Consider the following 20383-nt stretch of genomic DNA (forward strand, 5'->3'; position numbering starts at 1 on the left):
GACGAACCACGCCCATGACCATCACCCTGTTCGGCATTCCCAACTGCGACACCGTCAAGAAAGCCCGCACCTGGCTGGCGGAGCACGGCCACGATGTTACTTTCCATGACTTCAAGAAGCAGGGCGTGCCGCGCGAACTGCTTGCCGCCTGGCTCGAGCAAATCGACTGGGAAACCCTGGTCAACCGCAAGGGCACGACCTGGCGCAAGCTGGGCGACGAACGCAAGGCCGAGGTCGTCGACAAGTCCAGTGCGCTGGAGCTGATGCTGGAAAATCCGTCCGTGATCAAGCGCCCGGTGCTGCAAGGCGCGGGCGCGGTTTCGGTCGGCTTCTCGCCGGACCACTATGCAGCGAAGTTCGCACGATGATTCCGTCGCGCACCCTGCTGCTGACCGAAGAACTGATCGCGCTGGATTCGGTCACCCCGCACGACAGGGGTTGCCAGCAAACCCTGGCCGCCCTGCTCGCGCCGCTGGGTTTTCATTGCGAGACCATCGAAGCCAATGGCGTGACCAACCTGTGGGCACGCCGGGGCACGACCAGCCCGGTATTTGTGTTTGCCGGCCACACGGACGTGGTGCCGACCGGCCCGCTGCACCTGTGGGAGTCGCAGCCCTTCGTGCCGACCCGGCGCGACGGCAAGCTGTATGGCCGCGGCGCCTCGGACATGAAGACCTCGATCGCGGCCATGGTAGTCGCCTGCGAAGAATTCATCGCAGCGCACCCTGGCCACAAGGGATCGATCGCTTTCTTGATCACCAGCGACGAAGAAGGCCCGGCGCTTGACGGCACGGTGCTTGTCTGCGAACGCCTGGAAGAGCGCGGCGAGACGATCGATTATTGCCTGGTGGGCGAGCCGACCTCGAACCATGTGCTGGGCGACACCATCAAGAACGGCCGCCGCGGCTCGCTCTCGGGCCACCTGGTGATCAAGGGCATCCAGGGCCATATCGCCTACCCGCAACTGGCGCGCAACCCGATCCACCAGGCCGCGCCGGCGCTGGCCGACCTGGTGGCCGAAGTCTGGGACGAAGGCAATGAATACTACGCGCCAACCAGCTGGCAAGTGTCGAACATCCAGGCCGGCACCGGCGCCAATAACGTGATCCCGGGCGCGCTCAGCCTGGACTTCAACTTTCGCTTTTCCACCGCCAGCACCGCCGACGGCCTGGAAGCGCGCGTGCATGCGATCCTGGACCGCCACGGCCTGGATTACGCGCTGCAATGGACGCTGTCGGGCCAGCCATTCCTGACGCCCAGGGGCACGCTGTCGGACGCCCTGTGCGTGGCGATCCAGGACGAGCTCGGCGTGCAGGCGGAACTGTCGACCACCGGCGGCACTTCGGATGGGCGCTTCATCGCCCGCATCTGCCCGCAAGTGATAGAATTCGGGCCTCCGAACGCCAGCATCCACAAAATCGACGAACACATCGAGCTGCGCCACATCGACCCCCTCAAGAACATCTACCGTCGCACGCTAGAGCAATTGCTCGTTGAATAGTTGACCGCAGTAGTGATAAACAAGCAAGACCAAGAACATCCAGGACAACAGGAGAAGGCCATGACCACCACCAACTTCAGCACGCCGCGCGACCTGCTGCGCTACGCCATCACGCGCTTTAACTCTGCCCGTCTGTTCTTTGGCCATGGCAGCGCGGAAGCGTTCGACGAGGCCGCCTACCTGGTGCTGCATACGCTGAAGCTGCCACTGGACCGGCTCGATCCCTTCCTCGATGCCAGGCTGCTCCAGGAAGAAGTGCTGCAGGTGCTGCAGGTGATCGAGCGCCGTGTCAGCGAGCGCGTGCCGGCTGCCTATATTACCAAGGAAGCCTGGCTCGGCACCTACCGCTTCTACGTGGACGAGCGTGTGCTGGTGCCGCGCTCCTTCATCGCCGAACTGATCCCGCATACCTTCAGCCCATGGGTCCAGGACCCGGAGGCGATTGAAAACGTGCTGGAACTGTGCACCGGCAGCGGCTGCCTGGCGATCATGATGGCCGATGCCTTCCCGAACGCGGTGGTCGACGCGGTCGACATTTCGAAGGATGCGCTGGCCGTGGCCGAGCACAACATCCGCGAGTACAAGCTCGAAGGCCGCGTCAATCCGATCGAATCGGACCTGTACACCAACGTGCCGTTCAAGAAGTACGACCTGATCGTGAGCAACCCGCCGTACGTCAACAGTGCGTCGATGGGCAAGCTGCCGCCAGAGTATCAGTGCGAGCCCCAGATCGCCTTGGCCGGCGGCGACGACGGCATGGACCTGGTCCGCAAGATCGTGGCCGGTGCCGCCGAGCGCCTGAGCCCGGATGGCGTGCTGGTGGTCGAAATCGGCAACGAAGCCGAATACGCCGAAGCCGCTTTCGGCCACCTCGGCCTGACCTGGCTCACCACCAGTGCCGGCGACGACGCCGTGTTCCTGCTGACGGCCGAGCAGCTGCAAGCGAAGTAATTCATTCACTCGGTCGCCGCCTGGCGATCGATCGTTGTCCGTAGGGCGGCCTACCCGCCCTGCGGACACCTTAATTTAGTTAGTTTCCCATGATCCGATTCCAGAACGTCAGCCTGATGCGCGGCACCAAGCCGCTGCTCGTGAACGCCGACCTTTCCCTCAACCCGGGCGACAAGATCGGCCTGATCGGCGCCAACGGCGCCGGTAAATCGAGCCTGTTCGCCATGCTGCGCGGCGAACTGCATTCCGACCAGGGCTCGATCGACTTCCCGACCAAGTGGCGCATGGCCTATGTGGCGCAGGAGACCCCGGCCCTGGACCGCCCTGCCCTTGAATACGCCATCGACGGCGACGTCACCCTGCGCCGCCTGCAGGCTGAACTCGAGCGCCTGGAGGCGCATGACGACATGGACGCCCACGGCATGGCGCTGGGCGAGGTGCATGGCGCGCTGCTCGATGCCGACGCCTATACGGTGCAGTCGCGCGGCGAGCAGCTCCTGCTCGGCCTGGGCTTCTCGCTCGACCAGATGCAGCAGCCGGTGGCAAGCTTCTCGGGCGGCTGGCGCATGCGCCTGAACCTGGCGCAGGCATTGATGTGCCCTTCCGACCTGCTGCTGCTCGACGAGCCGACCAACCACCTCGACCTGGACGCCATCATCTGGCTGGAAGACTGGCTCAAGCGCTACCCCGGCACGCTGGTCATCATTTCGCACGATCGCGACTTTCTCGACGAGATCTGCAACGTGATCGTGCATATCGACGAACGCAAGCTCAAGCGCTATTCGGGAAATTATTCGTCGTTCGAGCGCCAGCGCGCGGCGGCGCTGGTGCTCGCTGCCAGTGCGATGGAAAAGCAGCAGCGTACCCGTGCTCACCTGGAGTCGTTCATCAACCGCTTCAAGGCGCAGGCCACCAAGGCGCGCCAGGCCCAGAGCCGCATGAAGGCGCTGGCCAAGATGGAAGAGCTGGCGCCGCTGCGCGCGGCTGCCGAATTCTCGTTCGAGTTCCGCGAGCCGCTGGCCGCGCCGAACCCCTTGCTGGTGCTGGACAACGTCAACGCCGGCTATCCGCTGCTGGACGAGCATGGCGACCAGGTCGGCGCCAAGACCATCGTCAAGCACATCAATTTTTCGCTGCAGATCGGCCAGCGCATCGGCCTGCTGGGCGTGAATGGCGCCGGCAAGTCGACGCTGATCAAGACCATTGCCGGTGAACTCGCGCCGGTGGACGGCATCGCCACCCTGGGCAAGGGCCTCTCGATCGGCTATTTCGCTCAGCACCAGGTGGAAATGCTGCGCCACGACGAGTCTCCCCTGTGGCACCTGGCCAAGATCGCGCCGACCGTGCGCGAGCAGGAGCTGCGTAACTTTTTGGGCAGCTTTAACTTCCCGGGCGACATGGTGACCAGTTCGATCAAGCCCTTCTCGGGGGGCGAAAAGGCGCGCCTGGCACTGGCCCTGATCGTATGGCAGCGCCCCAATCTGCTGCTGCTCGATGAACCGACCAACCACCTCGACCTGGAAACGCGCGAAGCCCTGACGCTGGCGCTGGCGCAGTTCGAAGGCACCGTGGTGCTGGTGTCGCACGATCGCCACCTGCTGCGCGCCACCACCGAAGAATTCATCATCGTCGCCGACGGCAAGCTGCAGCCTTTCGATGGCGACCTCGATGACTACAAGGACTGGCTGTTCAAGACCAAGCTTGGCAAGGGCAGCGTCACCTTGCCGACCCTGGCCGCGGCAACCGAGGCCAAGGCCCCTGCCCCTGTGGTGCAGGCGGCACCAGCCCTGCCACCGGGCGAACGCAAGGACCAGAAACGGATGGAGGCCGGCGAGCGCCAGCGCATCGCCGCGCTGCGCAAACCGATCGAGACCCGGGTCAAGCGCCTCGAAGAGCAGATGGCCAAACTCAACACCAAAAAAGCCGGCATCGACGCCGAGCTGCTCGACCCGGCCATCTACGGCGCCGAGCACAAGGAACGCCTGAAAACCCTGGTGGCCGACCAGGCCTTTGCGGTGCGCGACCTGGCCCAGCTCGAGTCAGAATGGATGACGCTGCAGGAACAGCTCGAAGCACTGGCCGCCTAGGCCACCTGGCGCGGCCTGGCTGGGGCCAGCGACATCAGGCGGTCGATGTCGATCAGGATCAGGCGCCGGCCCCTGAGCTTGCCGACGCCGAGCAGGTAGTCGGCATCGGCCTGGGCGCCCGGCAGCGGCATCACCTGTTCCGGATACAGCCGCACCACGCCGGTTACGCGCTCCACCACCACGCCAACCACCCCGGCCGACACCCGTACCACGATGACGTCGGTGCCGGGGTCCGGCGCCGACGTCATCGCCGAAAAGGCCGCGCGCAGGTCGACCACTGGCATGATGACGCCGCGTGACAAGGCCACGCCGCCGATGATCTCGCCGTCGCTCGAAAAGCGTTCGAGCGACTTGAACACCTTGAGCTCCTGGACCGCTGCGTAGTCGAGCCCGTATTCGAGCCCACCCAGGGTGAAACCGAGAAATTGCTGGGGTACGGCAAGCGCTTGGTTCGACATAGTGGTTCCTTTCATCGGCATTGCCAATGCTAAGGGCGGCGGCCGCAAGGAATGTTGACTGTAGTCAACTGTGGCGGCGGATCGGTGCGCGCTTCGGTATAGTCGATGCATGCCTACGACCAAACCCTACCCGACGACCCCGGACGGCCGCTATTTCGTCGTCGCGGGGCGCTTGTGGCGCACCAGTAACCCTGCACTCCCCCCGGACGAGCGCCAGCGCCTGGTCGACCAGTTGATGCAGGCACGCCGGCAGGTCGGCGCCGCGCGCAAGGCGGGCGACGTTGATGCCGAACGCAGCGCGCGTGGCGCCGTCGACCAGGCCAAGCGCGCGCTGGGAGAACGCGGGCCTGCATGGTGGACCGATGGGGCGCCGGATCTCAACCGACGGATGGTGGCCAATACGCCCTATGCACACTGGCATGCCGGCTTGCTGGAGAAAGACTTACTGCTGGACCGTTGAGGAACGCATCAAGCGTCGGCAGCGGCGGTGCTCCAGCTGAAGGCGCCGCTGGCGCCATTGAACAGCAATTCAGCGCCGCTGGCGTCGCGCAGGCGGGTCTTGAATTCGCGCGCCGGCATGGTGTGCATGCTTTCCGCTTCCGGCTCGATGTTCAGGACGCGCACGGTGATCTCGCCGGCGACCGCGCCGATCTCCACGCTGGCGGCGGCGCTGTGCTGGGCGCGCTGCGTTTCCAGGCGCGCCTGGAAGGCGGCGCCGGACTGCTGCTCGGTTTCGATATCCTTGAGCTCCTGCGACAAGCCCGACATCTGCTTGAGCACCGGGGCAGCGCCCGCCGCCAGCTTCTTGAACATCGGCTGCTGCTCGGGGCTGAGCACCAATTCGCCCTTGCGCACGCGTCCGGCCAGCTTGACGTAGCTGGCCACGTCCGGCTGGGCAGATAAGGCCTGCAGCGCCGCGCGCCGCTGGGCCGCCAGTTCGCCGAATTGCGCAATGCGCGTGCTGATCATGTCGATGGCCGCGTCGATGCGGCTGCAGTCGGGCCGCAGCACGAACACCCGAAGTTCGCTGTTGCCGCGTGGCGCGGCCTGTTCGATCACCACCCGTCTGGCGGCGATGGCACAGCCTTCGGCCTGGCCCACCACCACTTCGTCGGCGACGATCTCGCAGTTGACCGCCTCCCCGACCGTGACCTTGACCCCCGACAGGGTGCAGTTCTCGGCGCGCTGCACGCTCACTTCGCCGTTGACGCTATGGATGGTGGCGCCGGAGGCCACGCCCATCACCTGGATCGGGCCGTCGGCATTGCGGGCACTGCCACCCATCAGGTTGCGGTTCAGGCGCACCACGCCACCGCGCGAGGTAATGTGCCCGAACACGTCGGCATGCACCGTGACGCCCTCGCCCTCGATCAGGCGGTTTTCCTGGACTTCGCCGAATTCCTCGTAGTCGCCGGTCAGCTGCAGGTTGCCAGTGGTCTTGGCGCTGACGCCATCGTGGCTGATGATCTTGTCGCCGACTGCGAGCCGGGTGCTGCCCGGCTCCACGTTCAGGAAGCCATCTTGCAGGGCGACCACGAACTCGCCCTCGGCAATCCGGTCCACCACGGTGCCCGCGCCGCTCCAGCCGCCCAGGTCGAGGTCGGCCGGCATATCGGGGGGCAAGGTCACCCCGGACATCTCGAAACCGGCTTCGCCGAGCACGCGTGGGAGTTTTTGCAGCAGCCGATCGCCGCGCTGGACCTGCGGAAAGCGATTCTGGAAGCTCATCAGGTCGAGCTTGCCGTTGGCGAGCTGGCGCGGCGCGTCGCTGCGGTGCAGCTCGTCGGAGACCTCGACCACGCGCGCGTCTTCGCCGGCCAGGGGCGCCAGGCGGCGCGCCACGATGAAGCGGCCGGCGGCGGCGCCCCTGATGGCCTCGCGTACCGCGCCGACATCGATGCCAAAGCGAATCCCCTTGGTCCACATGTCGGCAACGAATTCGTCGGGGTCGAGCCGGGCCGCCTGTTCGACGCCGTCGGCGTCTTTCAGGAACACCGGCTCGAAATAGTATTCGGCCTGGCCGTCGGCGATCCTGGCGGCGCGGTAGAGCGTACGTCGCTGCGGGCTGAATGGCACGATGTCGTCGGCCAGCCGCACCAGGGTCTCGCCCGGCGCGGCCTCGGCCAACGCAGGTCCATGACCGAACACGGCCTTGACCAGGACGGCGTAATCGAGGCCGACGAAATACTGATTCTTGAGCAAGACAGCTTCAACCGCTTCTTGCAGCGCCGGGCGCGACGCCGACAAGTCGGCGTAGACCCCATCGGCAAGTTTCGCAATGCATTCGCCCGAGGCGGCAAGCGCGCTGATGCGCGCCGCCATGCTGGCGTCGGGGCTGGAATCTAGGCTGGCTACTGCTGAGTCGGACACGGTCACGCTCTACGGTCGGATAGGTGGACGCCACGATAGCATGCTGCGACAAATAAATAAACGTTTGGCAACAACATTTCCATAAATCAACGAGCCTGCTAGCGTGCAGCGGCTGGCCAAAGCAAACGGCGCCCAAGGGCGCCGTTTGCTGGGTGCATGGCCGAACGGCCCTGGCCGCGCTCAGCGGCGGCGTGCGTTCGGATACAGGTCCGCCCCTACCTCGTTGATCTGGCGGCGCAGGTCGCGCCGCTCGTCGGGCGTCATGCGGCCGCCGCGCCGGCTTTCGTCGCGGCCACGGCTGGCCTCTTCCTGGATCTGGCGGCGCTCTTCGCGCAATTCCTCGGCGCGCTGCTCGGCGCGTGGATCGAAGCGCGGATCGGGTCCGCGGTTGTCGAAACGCTCGCGCACTTGTTGTTGCTGTAGCTGCTGCTGGATATAGTCGCGGCGCGCACCACGCTCGCGTTCCTGCGCCATAGCGCCGGCAGCGGTGCAGGCCAGGACGCAAGCCACGACACCATGACGCACAATACGGGCCAGGCCCGGGGTCAACCGTGCACCAGCTACTGCCTGGTTTTTCATAAGCGCGTCGTTCATAGTGTTCCTCTTCCGCGATGCCATATAAACAGATAAGCTGTGATTTCCACTTGCAGCCACCAAGCAGCTGCGATCCTCACTTGCAATCAGTTTATGTGCATAGCGCCTGAGGTGTAAGCTCGATTGGGTAAAGTTTGTAACACAATGTAATGGCTGAGCCATATGGACGAGATGCCCGAGCGATAAGACGTTACCATAGCAACATGCTTCTGACAATTCTGGAATCCATATGAATTCTTCGCCGAACACCACTACCACTCCCGCAACCCCTGGCGCCCAGGGCGGTCATTCCGCGAAAATCATGGTCGTAGACGACGATGTGCGCCTGCGCGACCTGCTGCGCCGCTATCTCACCGAGCAGGGCTTCCAGGTGGTGACTGCCGAAAGCGCGCCCGCCATGAACAAGCTGTGGCTGCGCGAACGCTACGACCTGCTGGTGCTCGACCTGATGCTGCCGGGCGAAGACGGCCTGTCGATCTGCCGCCGCCTGCGCGGCGCCGGTGACCAGACCCCGATCATCATGCTGACCGCCAAGGGAGAAGACGTCGACCGCATCGTTGGCCTCGAGATGGGCGCCGACGACTACCTGCCCAAGCCCTTCAACCCGCGCGAGCTGGTGGCGCGCATCGGCGCTGTCCTGCGCCGCAAGGGCCCGGACGAGATTCCCGGAGCGCCGAGCGAAACCCCGCAGACCTTCGAATTCGGCAACTTCGTGCTCGACCTGGGCACCCGCACCCTCAAGAAGAACGGCGACACCGTGCCGTTGACCACGGGCGAATTCTCGGTGCTGAAGGTGTTCGCCCGCCATGCACGCCAGCCGCTGTCGCGCGAGAAGCTGATGGAGCTGGCACGCGGCCGCGAATACGAAGTCTTCGACCGCTCGCTCGATGTCCAGATTTCGCGCCTGCGCAAGCTGATCGAGCCCGATCCTTCGAGCCCGCTGTACATCCAGACTGTCTGGGGCCTGGGCTACGTGTTCATCCCCGAGGGACAGCCGCGTTGAGGGCGAGTACCTAGTGTTCGCACCATTGTCGGCCGCGCGCCGCGCGGCGCGCTTTGCCTGGTATCGCAGTGGCCTGTTCTGGCGCACTTTCCTGCTCATGTCCTTGCTCACAGCGGCCTCGATGGGATCCTGGGTCGGCATGATCAGTGTGTTCCAGCACGGCCAGAAGGTGCAGCAGACTTCCGAACTGGTAGGGTCGGCCGTGACCATCACCCGCGCCGCCCTGACCCACTCGGCGCCGGACCTGCGCCGCGAACTGCTGCTCGAACTGGTGTCCAACGAAGGCATCCGCATCCTCACGCTCAACGACTACGACATCGTCGAGCCGCCGCCGAACACGCCCCTGATGGCCGATATCGCCGCCGCGGTGCGCGAGCGCCTCGGCAAGCAGACGCGCCTGTCGAGCTCCGTGAACGGGGTGCCTGGTTTTTACATCAGCTTCAACATCGACGAAGACGAATACTGGCTGATGCTCGAGCGCGAGCGCCTGACCGGCCTGTCCGGTGTGCAGTGGCTGGGCTGGGCCATCCTGGTCGGGCTGCTGTCGCTGGTCGGCGCCGCGCTCGTATCGAATCTCGTCAACCTGCCGCTGGCGCGCCTGACGCAAGCGGCGCGCGCCATCGCCAAGGGCGAGCGGCCCACGCCGCTGCCAGAAAAAGGCTCGCAGGAGATCATCGAGGCCAACCGCAGCTTCAACCAGATGGTGGACGACCTGGCACAGGTCGAGAACGACCGCGCCGTGATCCTGGCCGGCATTTCGCACGACCTGCGCACGCCACTGGCACGCATGCAGCTCGAAATCGAGATGGTCGACCTGCCGCAGGATGCGCGCGAAGGCATGCAGTCGGACATCAACCAGATGGATGCGATCATTGGCCAGTTCCTCGACTTCGCCAAGCCGACCGACGCGGCCACCTTCGTGGCGGTGAATCTGTCCGAGTTGCTGTCCGACGTCGGCCGCGAAGCCGCCCGCATCCGCGACCTGAAGATCACGCTCGACCTGATGCCGGACGTGCACGTGATGGGCAACGCCACCGACCTGCGGCGCGTGATCAACAACATCATCGAAAACGCCCGCAAGTACGGCAAGAGCCCGGGCCAGGACTACACCGAGATCGCCGTCGTGCTGCGGGTAAAGGCCACCGGCCATGGCCGCCGCGCCGTGATCGACATCTGCGACCATGGCGTGGGCGTGCCGCAAGACCAGATCGCGCAGCTGCTCAAGCCCTTCACGCGCCTCGACAGTGCGCGTGGACAGGCCAACGGCGCCGGGCTGGGACTGGCCATCGTCGAGCGCGTCCTGAGCCGCCACAATGCCGAGCTGACGGTCAGCAACCGCGAAGGCGGCGGCCTGCTGCTGCAGGTGGCCTTGCCACTGGCCGGATAAGCACGGCCATGTGGACGTTGCCGCTACTCGTCGCGGGCATCTACCTTGGCTTGAGCGTACTGGCCTTTATCGTCTACGCTGCCGACAAGTCGGCGGCAAGAAAAGGCCTGCGGCGCACACCCGAAAACACCCTGCACTTGCTGGCCGTCGCCGGCGGCTGGCCGGGCGCTCTCGTGGCCCAGCGCGTGTTACGACACAAGTCGAGCAAGCGCAGCTTCCAGAACGCGTTCTGGGTCACGGTCGCGCTCAACTGCGCGGCAGCGGGCTGGTTGCTGTCGATGACGTGATCGCGATTGCGATCGGGCCTTGCAGGCCTTGATGCCGGGTCCATTCGCTATACTGTCTGCTTTCGACCTTCGCGAGCCCCCATGACCGCTACTGCCGCCGCCCTTACCTACCATGACGTCGAACTGGCCGCCGAGCGCCTTGCCGGCGCCGCGCATCGCACGCCGGTGCTGACCTCGACCACCGCCGACCGGCTGTCGGGCGGCACGCTGTTCTTCAAGTGCGAGAACTACCAGCGCATGGGCGCGTTCAAGTTTCGCGGGGCTTACAACGCGATCGCCAAATTCGACGACGCCCAGCGCGCCGCGGGCGTGTTGACCTTCTCGTCGGGGAACCACGCCCAGGCCATCGCCTTGTCGGCCAGGCTGGCCGGCATCAAGTCGGTCATCATCATGCCCACCGACGCGCCGGCGCTGAAGGTCGAAGCGACCAAGCAATATGGTGGCGAAGTCGTGACCTACGACCGCTACACCGAAGACCGCGAAGCGATCGGCCGCCGCCTGTCGGAAGAACGCGGGATGACCTTGATTCCGCCCTACGACCACCCGGACGTGATCGCCGGCCAGGGCACGGCGGCCAAGGAATTGTTCGAGCAAACCGGTGAGCTCGACGTGCTGCTGGTGTGCCTGGGCGGCGGCGGCCTCTTGGCCGGCTGCGCGCTGGCGGCGCGCGCGCTGTCGCCAGCGTGCAAGGTGATCGGCGTCGAGCCGGAAGCTGGCAACGACGGCCAGCAATCGCTGCGCAAGGGCGAGATCGTGCATATCGCGGTGCCCAAGACGATCGCCGACGGCGCCATGGTCACCCACATTGGCGTGCACAATTTCGAGGTCATCCAACGCGCCGTCGACGACATCGTCACAGTCACCGACGCCCAGCTGGCATCGACCATGGCATTTTTTGCCGAGCGCATGAAGATGGTGGTCGAGCCAACCGGCTGCCTGGCGGCGGCGGCGGCGCTGCACGGCGCCTATGACGTCAAGGGCAAGCGCGTCGGCATCCTGATCAGCGGCGGCAACGTCGACTTGTCGCGCTTTGCCGAACTGGTGACGGGCGCTAATGGCTGAGTGATTCAGCCCAACTTTGCACGCACACGTGTGCTACCGAACAGAGAATTGTCATACTGACACTAATAATGGAGGCTCAAGAACAAGGAGTCGACCATGAAGCGTCATCTCTGCCTTAGCCTTATTATTGCAGCCACCACCCTCACCGCGCCTGGCGCCTTTGCCGGATCCGAGATCGTCAAGTGCGTCGACGGCGCCGGCCATGTCACGCTCACCGACCAGGCATGCGACAGCGCCGCCGCCACCGTGCGCCTGGCCCGCGCCGATGTCCCATCCGGTGCCGATGCCGATGCAGATGCCGGCGCCAGCCTGTCGCGCGCCGATGTGCATCCGCCCGCGTCCGAACAGCGCATGCTGCCGCCGCCGCCCGTGCATCGTAGCCACCTCGCGCCGCGCGTCAAGGCCAGGCCGCTGATGCGCGACGTCGCCACGCTCAAGGCGGCGCGGGCGCAGTTCTTAATGCTCGATGCGGCGCCGCGACAGCGGTTGGCAACGCTGGACTAACACTGCCCGGCTGTTTCGCAGACTGTGGAACGGCGGCTCAATGCACATCATGCAAGCGCGTCACGCTTGCCAGGTGCGGCTGTGAGCGGCCAGCAATCGCCGCCAGCACGTCCAGCACTTCGGGGTCGGTGATGAAATCGGCCGACGACCTGGCCTCGAGCAGACGCTCCGGCGGCTGCGAACGCGACACCGCCCAGCCCTGCACATAGTCGACACCGATCTCCGACAGCGTCTGCACGGTGGCGGCATCTTCGGCCCACTCGGCGATTGTCTTCATGCCCAGGTTCACCGCCAGGCTGACAATGGCCTCGACGATTGCCACATTGGCCGGATGGGCGTTGATGTTGACGATGAAGTTGCCGTCGATCTTGAGCACGTCGGCCGGCAACTCCTTGAGGTAGGAGAACGAGGTATAGCCGGCGCCGAAATCGTCCAGCGCCACCTTCACGCCGAAGCTGCGCACCTGGTCGATGAAGCGGCGCGTGTTGTCCAGGTCGTGCAGCGCCACGCTCTCGGTAATCTCCAGGCACAGGCGGCTGGCCACGTGCACGTAGCGGCCCAGGATCTCAAAAGTGTCTTGCACAAAACGCTCGTCGTTGAGCGACGCCCCCGACAGGTTCATGCACACGAAGCGGGTATTGACGAGGCGATCGGCATGTTCGGCGATCCAGGCCAGCGTAGTGGACAGCACCCAGCGGTCGATCACGCTGGCTCGGCCGCTTTTCTCGGCCGCGGCAATGATTGCGCCGGCCGGGACGATGCGGCCGTTGGCTTCGCGCATGCGCAGCAGCACCTCGAAATTCAATGAGTCGCGCGGGTCGGTAAGCGACATGATCGGCTGCATTTCGAGCAGCAGGCTGTCGGTAGCGTTGTTGGCCGACAGGCGCGCCACCATGTCCAGCTCGGCCGCGCGCTGAACAAAAGCATCGGCGCCGCGTTCGTATACCACCAGCCCCTCGCCGGTCCCCAGCTTGGCTTCGCGGCAGGCGCGATCGGCGGTGGATACGGCATCTTTCATGGCGATACCGGGAGTGACTTCAATCAGGCCGACCGAAGCGCGCACATGAAAAGCCTTGTCGCCCACGCGGTAAGGCGTGTTGCCGAGGCGGTCGACAATGCCGCGGCAGATGATCGAGGCCAGCGGAATTGCCGTTTCCGGCATCAGGACCACGAATTCGTCGCCACCGACGCGCCCGATCTGTTGGCCGCCGGCCAGCATGGTTGCCATCCGCTCGCACACCTGCTTGAGCACTTCGTCGCCGGCCGCATGGCCGAACAGGTCATTGATCAGCTTGAAACGGTCCAGGTCGACATAGGCCAGCGCCATCGGCTTGCCGGCGGCGAGCCCACCGCCGGCAAGCGCGAACGCGCCCTCGATGCCGCGCCGGTTGTACACCTTGGTTAACGGGTCGTTATTGGCCATGAACTGCAACTGCTCGGTCGCCTTGTGCTTTTCGGTCGTATCCTGCAGTACCCCCTCGACGCGGGCGCGCGCCAGCGTGGCGCTGACCAGGAAGCGCTGGCTGCCGTCGCGGCTGGTCAGCTCCATCTCGGCCTCGGCCCTGGCATGCACCTGCTCGTGCAGCGCGGTCCAGGTGCTTTCAGTAAAGAACTGGCGCCAGGCGGTGCGGCCCGCCACAAAACTCGACATGCCCAGCATCTTCTGCAGGGCCGGGTTGACGCTCAAAAAATGGCCGTACATGTCGAGCGTGAACAAACCGACCGGCATCGCCTGATAGGCGTGTTCCAGCTCCTGCTGGGCAGCTTCGCGCTGCTCGGTCTCGTGGCGCATCTGTTCGGCCACCGCCAGCGCCGCCAGCAGGCTCGACGCCAGCGCAGCGGTGACACTGTTGATGATGCCCAGCAGCTCGCGCACACCGAGCGCGGCCGCCGCAACTTCGGCGATGGTAGCCAGGAAGCTGACAGCGAACGACGCCGCGAACCAAGATGCGACGCGGTTGCGCGATTCCGCAATGATCTTGAACAGCCCTACCGTCATCACCGAGAAGCAGCACACCGTGATGCCCCATAGCAGCGGCAAGTAAACGCCATACGGCAAGAACACCGCGGCCGCCAGCATCGGCAAACACAGCCATTGCATAATGCGCATCGGCAGCACATACCGCATTGCCGCGATGTTTTCACGCAGTAGCGCCTGATACAGGGTAAGTGTGGCGATGCCGTACAGCGTGATCGTCAACGAGCGGCTCAGCAGCAGCCATTCGGACGGCATCGTCTGGCCCAGCCACTGGATATCCCAGCCCGCCGACAGCGCGCCGACCCGCAGGTTGAGAACCAGCCAACCGGCGAACAGCACATACAGGGGCTGGCGGTTGATCAGGGCCGTGATCAGGATGAACAGCGCCAGCACCAGCATGCCGCCGTCCAGCAGTCCCGATTTGCGGTGGTATTGTTCGACCGACAGCGCGAACTGGTCGGCTGGCCATTGCAGCACCGACAAGCGCGCCGGGCCGGCGAACGTGGCGCGGCACAGCAGCCGGGGCGGCAGCGGCGCCAGCTTGAGCGCGAAGCCGGCTTTCGCGCCTGCGATCGCGCCGCTGCCGGCGTCGCGCGTGGCGGCGCCGAGCGGGGCCAGGTTGCCAGCATTCCAGCAGGCGACATCCTGGGCGTGGCGCGACGCGAATTCGACAATCTGGCTGCCTGCGCGCGGCATCGGTTCAAAGGCAAACCAGACTGGCGCTTCGGACAGGTGGGTGTCGTGCCCGCTGACCAGGCTGCCCGCCTCGGCGCGGGCGAGCGCGGCGCCGGGCGCCAGCGTTGCTTCGGTCTGCACCGTGACATACATCGACAGCGGGACCTCGCCCGTGGTGCGGTACTGGTTCTGCCAGAACACCAGCGCGATGAAAGAGACAATGCCGATTCCGAGCGGAATCAGGTAGTAGGCGAACATCTTCAACACCCGCTCTACCACCGCGTGTGCAGCTGCGGCGAGCGAAGATCGGCGTGTGGGTGTTGATATCGGCATAGGCAGTATCGGTGCGGTCGAATGCGTCCCCCTGTGACGGGGTAGCGCCAAAGCGCAAGGATACAGCTTTACACTGATACCGTCATGCAATATGTGTCAGGCAAATGCGTATTCGTGTCCGCGCAGGGACGGGCCTGGCGCCGGCCTTGCCGCCAGCGCTGCCGCAGGTTTTGCCACGCTACTCGCATTCAGCGCCGGCGCCGGTGGCGGCGCAACGGCCGGGCCGATGCCGATGTCCGGATGGTGGGTATGAAAGAAAAAGCCAAGCAAGGGATGGCCGGCATCGGCATAGCGCTGCTCGAAACTGGCGATCTCGAAGGCCATTACCCGGTGCGGGATGTTGCCAACGTGGCGCAGCGGCACCAGATCCTGGTCCGGAAACACGTCGGTAAACAGCAGTTGCTCGTACTGGCGATCGACCGGCGGCCGGCCGGTGGCCACCGAAAAATCGATGGCATGCTGCTGGCAATACATGAAGCAGGCCTTGAGCAGTGCCAGCTTGACCGTATGGCCGACACGGCCGTCGCCGACGCCAAGGCGGGTCGCTTCCGCCAGGCGCCGCCCCTGCAGCCAATCCGGAAGGTCGATCGACGTTTCTACCCCGAGCGGACGGTACAGGTTGGTGCGGATACGGGTACTGCCCAGCGCCGAACCGTCGAGCTTGGACTCGGCCAGCAGCACGACGGTGTCGTCGTCGTAGTCGGCTGCTTCCGGCTCGGCCAAGGTACGGGCAAATTCTGGCACGTGACGTACGTAGGCCGCGTAGCGAACCCGGACCGCCTTTAACAGGTCGGCCTGCGTTTCGACCCGGCGAATCGTGAAAGGCAGGCGCTCGACGACGCGGCCCGCCGCGGCAAATTCGCGGACGGCGCGTGTGGGTGCACTGGCGGGGCTGGAGACGGTTCGGACGAGCAGCGACATGGCGTGGGTATCCTTGATTGAAGAAATGAAACAGAATGTCTGAATCAAATTATCAATCCGTCCACTAGCAATCTAATTGCTGAGCAGGCGCACTTTATGCTGTCTGCTTGTCCTACGGATGTGCAAGATTTGTCCTACATCAAATCATGGTGACGCATGTTCGTTTAAGCGCATCTTGCAGCCAGGTCATAGCATGCGGGCAGTGCCAGCTACCCGAATGGCGCTGCCCGGTTCCGGCCCGATCGCGGCGCTCAAGCGCGAGCGCATGCCCATGTCCTCGCCCTGCACGATGTCGATGCGTCCGCCATGCGGCCAGCCGAGATCGCGCAGATAGCCGGCGAACGCGGCGGCGCCGGCGCCGGTGGCCGGGTCTTCCAGCACCCCGCCCGAAGCGAACGCGTTACGGGTATGAAATAGCCGCGCATGTTCGGCCCAGGCCAGCACGACTGTCACCAGGCCATGCCGGTGCATCAGGCGCCGCCCGGCGTCGAGTTCGTAGCGCATGCGCGCGAGCAGCGCGCGGCTGGCCAGCGCCAGTACCAGGTGGTCGGCCCCTGCATGGGCCAGGGCCGGCGCGATGCGCCCGTCGAGATCGGCCAGGCTGTACCCGAACAATGCCAGCGCTTCGTCGACCAGGCCGCCAGGCGCCGGCGCGCTGCGGGTGGGGGGCGACAGCAGGCTGGCCGCCACGCCAGCGCCGGCTACCCTGCCCTCGACCGTGATGGACCCGGTGTTGAGCGCCAGCGTGAAACAGCCATCGCCAAAGCGCCGCGCCAGCGCCGCGCCCAGCGCGATGCTGGCGTGGCCACAGAACGGCACCTCGGACTCGGGCGAGAAATAGCGCACCCGCCAGCCGTCGCCTTCGGGTGCGGCGAACACGGTTTCCGAAAACCCGACCGTATGGGCCAGGCGCTGCATGTCGGCCGCGGGCGGCAATGCAGTGCCGAGCCAGACGCCAGCCGGATTGCCGCCCCGGCCGGCATCGTCGAACGCCGCTATCCGCAGGATATCGTCCAGGTGCGCATTGCCGGCCATGCCCGTCCTTGCTGATTGAGGAACCCGCATCATAGCGCAGGCGCCAGTCCGGCCAGGCATGGTGTGCTTGCGCACAGCCCGGCCCGACCCAGCACGACTTGACGCCGCAGCCAGTCGCGGATAATAATTAGACACTCATCTAATTAGAAGGCGACCTAACATGGCCGGACCGCTGAACGAGGTGTTCAAGGCGATCGCCGATCCGACGCGGCGCGAGATCCTGCGCCTGCTGCGAACTGAAGAGATGAGCGCGGGCGACGTGGCGGCGCGGTTCGAAATGACCAAGCCGACCATGTCGCATCATTTTTCGGTACTGAAGGCGGCAGGCCTGATAAGCAGCCGGCGCGAAGGGCAGACCATCTGGTATTGCCTCAACACGACGGTGCTCGAAGACGTGCTGGCCTGGTCGATGGACATGGCGCGGGGCGCCGAAGGAGACAAGACATGAACAAACCCGGCACCAAGCCGCTGTGGAAAAGCTTCTTGCTGCTGTTCCTTGCAGTGACGCTACTGACGCTGAACCTGGTCCTCACGCTATATCCCGAATTGCCTTCGCTGATACCGGTGCACTGGAATGCCGATGGCCAAGCCGACCGTTGGGCCCCGCGCGCCACGGTGTTGCTGCATATGGCGTTCATGGTCGTGGTTGGCGTGTTGTGGCTGGTGCTGCCGAAGCTGTCGCCAAAGCGCTTCGCCGTGGACCAGTTCGAGTCTACCTGGTGGTATCTCGGGATGGTGTCGCTGTCCTGTCTGGCCTACGTCCAGTTCGTTCATCTCTGGGGAGCGTGGAAACCCGGCTTCGATGTCGACCGCGCCTTGCTGGGCGGGATGGGCATGTTCTTTATCTTTTCCGGTAACGTGACGGGTAAAGTGCGCCGCAATTTCTGGCTTGGCGTGCGCACCCCCTGGACACTGTCGAACGAACGGGTCTGGTATGCGACGCACCGGTTCGCCGCCAAGACGATGGTCACGGGCGGCATGCTGGCGCTGGTCGTGGCGCTGGCCGACTGGCCAAGCGCGCTGGCAGTGGCGGCGCTGGCCGGCGGCGCACTGGCGCCGGTGGCATACTCGCTGGTGTATTACAAGCGGCTGGAGCGGGCCGGGACGCTCGAGGCTTAGCCTGCCCCCTCAACGATCCAAGACCCCCGACAAGCGCCGCGCCAGGAAATCCACCAGCGCCGCCACCCGCAGCGCCAGCGCGCCCTGTTTATAGAACACCGCCCACACCGGCAGACCAGCCGCCTGGCCGCGACGTCGGCCTGGGTCAGGAAATCTGCTAGCGAGGCGATGCCGGCGCCGGCCAGCGCCAGGTGGCGCACCGTCTCGCCGCTCGACGCGGTGACGCCGAGCGTGCGGTGCGCCGGCAAGGACGCGGTATCGACCGGCGCGCCGTACCGCGCCAGATAAGCGGGCGCCGCCAGCACCCGCAGGCGGGTCGCGCTCAGGCGGCGCTCATTGTGCGTCGAAACGGGCAGCGCACCGATGCGGATCGCCAGGTCGGCGATGGTCAGCTGCAGCTGGGGGATCCACAGACGCGCCGGATCGGTGCACGGCGCCAGGCCGTGCTGCTCGCCGAGGTAAAGCAGGATCTTGGCCACCTGCCCGCTCGTCATCTCGCCCGCCTGAGAAATTGTGAAAAAATCCTCCATCGCTGCGTTGCATTCGTCCCGCCATACTAGCGTAGTATCTTTGACGATGCGCCTTGCTCTGAAGTTTTTTCACACACTCTCAAGAAGGGCGGCGCGAGAAGCACGACAGGCTGTTAGCGAGGTGTTAAGGTGTCAGCACGTAGCACCATCGATGCTCTTGCCCTTCCGAAGGTCTATGCCGAAGTGACAGGTGTAGGGAGACTTCGCATCATCCTTGTCATAAGAACAGGATACATCCCCCCGCTCTCGCAGACGCATTCCAAGCGTCGTTCCGCAGGCTAGCTTCAGATCAGGCCCGATTGCATCGAACATTTCCTTTGCAAGCTGCCCTTGAACAGCGAACGAAAGCCGCTTGTCGGTCCGTGTAGGCGGCTGTTTCTCGCTAAGGGTGCCGGAATATATCAGGTAGTGCACCGTATAGGATGAGTAGGTGCCGTCCCACGCTTGTTGGGCAGCGGCTGCCGCTAAAGAGGCCAGGGCCGTTGCTGTGATGATTACCGCCTTCGTTGTCATTATTGTTGAATGTCAGAATTGAACATGAAAATGGTCATCGTGCTTCGTCAGCCGACGAGTGCCGGGAATTCGCACATCATTGAAGAAGATGACAAGTGGAGCGGCTGCGCAAGCACGGAACAGCCCGATCAGTTTGGTTGTGGCGGCTAAATCATAGTCCGGGCTGTTGTAGGTAACCGGCAGATGCCGTCCATCCTTTCGCACCGGGCGGCAATCTACTTCCAGCCCCTTGCGGTGCGACTGGTGGCCGAAGAATGCGCCCCCATCAACGCTGATGTTGCCTACGCCGAAGTTGCGGGTTTCTGTAACTGACCATTCGCGTTCCACGGCAAGGAGCAACGTCAACATGCTTGGATGCGCGTATTGGGCCTTGCCTCGTGTCGGGGTGCCATAGACGTAATAGCCTGCTTGCTCTGGGGCCTGCGGCAGCATGAACAAGCCGCGTGAGTCCTGCGGTGGAACATCTGACATCATAGCCCCCCGATCAGCAAGAAATCCGGTTGCTGGACAAGTCCCAGCCACCATAAGTGTTCCCGCCCGCGCCGCCGGATATCTTCTGCTGGGTGTAAGTCCACTTCACTTTGCTAAATTTCAGCGTGAATGCGTCGTGCAAGCCACTTCCTTCGTAGGCTACCTGATCCATGCTGCCGATCAGGACATTGGCAAGCTCGACTTCGTAATACTTGACCCGGTTGCCGTCCCCATCCGCACGCATGAATACCAACTTCGCTTTCGGAAACGTCTTACCGGAGGAGCAGTTCTGCATGAGAACGGGTGAGGCAAGATCGGCAATCTTCGTTAGCGCAATGCTCTTGTGCTCGCACCGTTCGGCTGTATGCCCCCCAGCCGTGGAAGCTGTGGCGCTCCTTGGTTGTACGACGCCCCATTGTACCGACGTAATCTCGACCCAGCCGGGGTAGGCTGAGTCCGTGCTTTCACCTTTCACCCCGTCGATCTGAAGGTAAACATCAATCGCCATCACGCACCACGTTGTAAGTTAAAGAAGTGGTGATTCTTGCTTCAGCTTACCGGATGGAACTTGGCTTGAGACAGGGGGACAAGCGACAAGGATCAA

21 protein-coding genes are annotated in these 20383 nt (G+C 64.5%); 12 read left to right on the plus strand and 9 right to left on the minus strand.

Annotation, left to right across the window (positions count from 1 at the left end; translation table 11 throughout):
* The first annotated feature begins 14 nt into the window (after positions 1-14).
* The 4 genes from NRS07_RS13240 (at position 15) to NRS07_RS13255 (ending at position 4539) form a co-directional block, all read left to right on the plus strand.
* Positions 15-368 (plus strand): ArsC family reductase, encoded by a 354-nt coding sequence (locus NRS07_RS13240; protein ID WP_259207622.1) that lies wholly within the window; start codon positions 15-17, stop codon positions 366-368.
* Entirely contained in the window at positions 365-1501 is a 1137-nt protein-coding gene (gene dapE, locus NRS07_RS13245) for a succinyl-diaminopimelate desuccinylase (RefSeq protein ID WP_259207624.1), read from the plus strand. Before NRS07_RS13240 ends, dapE begins: the two co-directional genes overlap by 4 nt.
* A gap of 60 nt (positions 1502-1561) precedes the next feature.
* Positions 1562-2452: a 50S ribosomal protein L3 N(5)-glutamine methyltransferase gene (gene prmB, locus NRS07_RS13250; protein WP_259207625.1), complete on the plus strand. Its 891-nt coding sequence runs from the start codon at positions 1562-1564 to the stop codon at positions 2450-2452.
* 89 nt (positions 2453-2541) lie between these two features.
* On the plus strand, positions 2542-4539 hold the full coding sequence (locus tag NRS07_RS13255) for an ATP-binding cassette domain-containing protein (protein ID WP_259207626.1): 1998 nt from the start codon (positions 2542-2544) through the stop codon (positions 4537-4539).
* Here the strand turns inward: NRS07_RS13255 and NRS07_RS13260 are convergent.
* A complete protein-coding gene (locus NRS07_RS13260; RefSeq protein WP_259207628.1) occupies positions 4536-4997 on the minus strand; it encodes a chemotaxis protein CheW in 462 nt (153 codons plus the stop codon). The genes NRS07_RS13255 and NRS07_RS13260 overlap by 4 nt on opposite strands.
* Positions 4998-5106: 109 nt before the next feature.
* Between NRS07_RS13260 and NRS07_RS13265 the strand changes: the two genes are divergently transcribed.
* Positions 5107-5457 (plus strand): hypothetical protein, encoded by a 351-nt coding sequence (locus NRS07_RS13265; RefSeq protein WP_259207631.1) that lies wholly within the window; start codon positions 5107-5109, stop codon positions 5455-5457.
* A gap of 8 nt (positions 5458-5465) precedes the next feature.
* Here the strand turns inward: NRS07_RS13265 and NRS07_RS13270 are convergent, their stop codons facing one another.
* Together NRS07_RS13270 and NRS07_RS13275 are read right to left on the minus strand one after the other, a co-directional pair.
* A complete protein-coding gene (locus NRS07_RS13270) occupies positions 5466-7367 on the minus strand; it encodes a FapA family protein (protein WP_259207633.1) in 1902 nt (633 codons plus the stop codon).
* Between the two features lie 180 nt (positions 7368-7547).
* On the minus strand, positions 7548-7961 hold the full coding sequence (locus NRS07_RS13275) for a hypothetical protein (protein ID WP_259207636.1): 414 nt from the start codon (positions 7959-7961) through the stop codon (positions 7548-7550).
* A 301-nt stretch (positions 7962-8262) separates the two neighbouring features.
* On the opposite strand from NRS07_RS13275, the gene ompR reads away from it, so the two are divergent.
* From ompR to NRS07_RS13300, 5 genes are all read left to right on the plus strand, one after another.
* Positions 8263-8964 (plus strand): two-component system response regulator OmpR, encoded by a 702-nt coding sequence (gene ompR, locus NRS07_RS13280; protein WP_259207638.1) that lies wholly within the window; start codon positions 8263-8265, stop codon positions 8962-8964.
* A 13-nt stretch (positions 8965-8977) separates the two neighbouring features.
* On the plus strand, positions 8978-10351 hold the full coding sequence (locus tag NRS07_RS13285) for an ATP-binding protein (RefSeq protein ID WP_259207641.1): 1374 nt from the start codon (positions 8978-8980) through the stop codon (positions 10349-10351).
* Positions 10352-10359: 8 nt separating this feature from the next.
* Entirely contained in the window at positions 10360-10638 is a 279-nt protein-coding gene (locus NRS07_RS13290) for a DUF1294 domain-containing protein (RefSeq protein WP_259207643.1), read from the plus strand.
* Between the two features lie 81 nt (positions 10639-10719).
* Positions 10720-11700 (plus strand): threo-3-hydroxy-L-aspartate ammonia-lyase, encoded by a 981-nt coding sequence (locus NRS07_RS13295; RefSeq protein ID WP_259207645.1) that lies wholly within the window; start codon positions 10720-10722, stop codon positions 11698-11700.
* 96 nt (positions 11701-11796) lie between these two features.
* Positions 11797-12204, plus strand: coding sequence for a DUF4124 domain-containing protein (locus tag NRS07_RS13300; protein WP_259207646.1), 408 nt, complete (start codon positions 11797-11799; stop codon positions 12202-12204).
* Between the two features lie 37 nt (positions 12205-12241).
* Here the strand turns inward: NRS07_RS13300 and NRS07_RS13305 are convergent, their stop codons facing one another.
* The 3 genes from NRS07_RS13305 to NRS07_RS13315 all read right to left on the minus strand — a co-directional run bounded on the left by NRS07_RS13305 (position 12242) and on the right by NRS07_RS13315 (position 17146).
* Positions 12242-15115, minus strand: coding sequence for an EAL domain-containing protein (locus tag NRS07_RS13305; RefSeq protein ID WP_259213239.1), 2874 nt, complete (start codon positions 15113-15115; stop codon positions 12242-12244).
* A gap of 171 nt (positions 15116-15286) precedes the next feature.
* Positions 15287-16111 (minus strand): hypothetical protein, encoded by an 825-nt coding sequence (locus NRS07_RS13310; RefSeq protein ID WP_259207649.1) that lies wholly within the window; start codon positions 16109-16111, stop codon positions 15287-15289.
* A gap of 186 nt (positions 16112-16297) precedes the next feature.
* Positions 16298-17146 carry a PhzF family phenazine biosynthesis protein gene (locus NRS07_RS13315; RefSeq protein ID WP_259207653.1) on the minus strand — a complete coding sequence of 283 codons (849 nt, stop codon included), beginning with the start codon at positions 17144-17146 and terminating at the stop codon, positions 16298-16300.
* Positions 17147-17306: 160 nt separating this feature from the next.
* Here NRS07_RS13315 and NRS07_RS13320 point away from each other — a divergent pair, with 160 nt between their 5' ends.
* Together NRS07_RS13320 and NRS07_RS13325 are read left to right on the plus strand one after the other, a co-directional pair.
* The gene (locus NRS07_RS13320) at positions 17307-17594 is read left to right on the plus strand and encodes an autorepressor SdpR family transcription factor (protein WP_259207656.1); all 288 of its coding nucleotides are present in this window, start codon (positions 17307-17309) and stop codon (positions 17592-17594) included.
* Positions 17591-18265, plus strand: a complete 675-nt coding sequence (locus tag NRS07_RS13325) for an SdpI family protein (protein WP_259207657.1) — start codon at positions 17591-17593, stop codon at positions 18263-18265. Before NRS07_RS13320 ends, NRS07_RS13325 begins: the two co-directional genes overlap by 4 nt.
* Here the strand turns inward: NRS07_RS13325 and NRS07_RS13330 are convergent.
* The 3 genes from NRS07_RS13330 to NRS07_RS13340 all read right to left on the minus strand — a co-directional run bounded on the left by NRS07_RS13330 (position 18262) and on the right by NRS07_RS13340 (position 20287).
* Positions 18262-18795, minus strand: a complete 534-nt coding sequence (locus tag NRS07_RS13330; RefSeq protein ID WP_259207659.1) for a hypothetical protein — start codon at positions 18793-18795, stop codon at positions 18262-18264. The genes NRS07_RS13325 and NRS07_RS13330 overlap by 4 nt on opposite strands.
* 525 nt (positions 18796-19320) lie before the next feature.
* Positions 19321-19740: a penicillin-insensitive murein endopeptidase gene (locus NRS07_RS13335; RefSeq protein ID WP_259207661.1), complete on the minus strand. Its 420-nt coding sequence runs from the start codon at positions 19738-19740 to the stop codon at positions 19321-19323.
* 52 nt (positions 19741-19792) lie between these two features.
* The gene (locus tag NRS07_RS13340; RefSeq protein WP_259207663.1) at positions 19793-20287 is read right to left on the minus strand and encodes a type VI secretion system tube protein Hcp; all 495 of its coding nucleotides are present in this window, start codon (positions 20285-20287) and stop codon (positions 19793-19795) included.
* Between the last annotated feature and the right edge of the window lie 96 nt (positions 20288-20383).

Origin of the sequence: Massilia sp. H6, from assembly GCF_024802625.1 — a bacterium.
Taxonomy (GTDB): Bacteria; Pseudomonadota; Gammaproteobacteria; order Burkholderiales; family Burkholderiaceae_D; genus Telluria.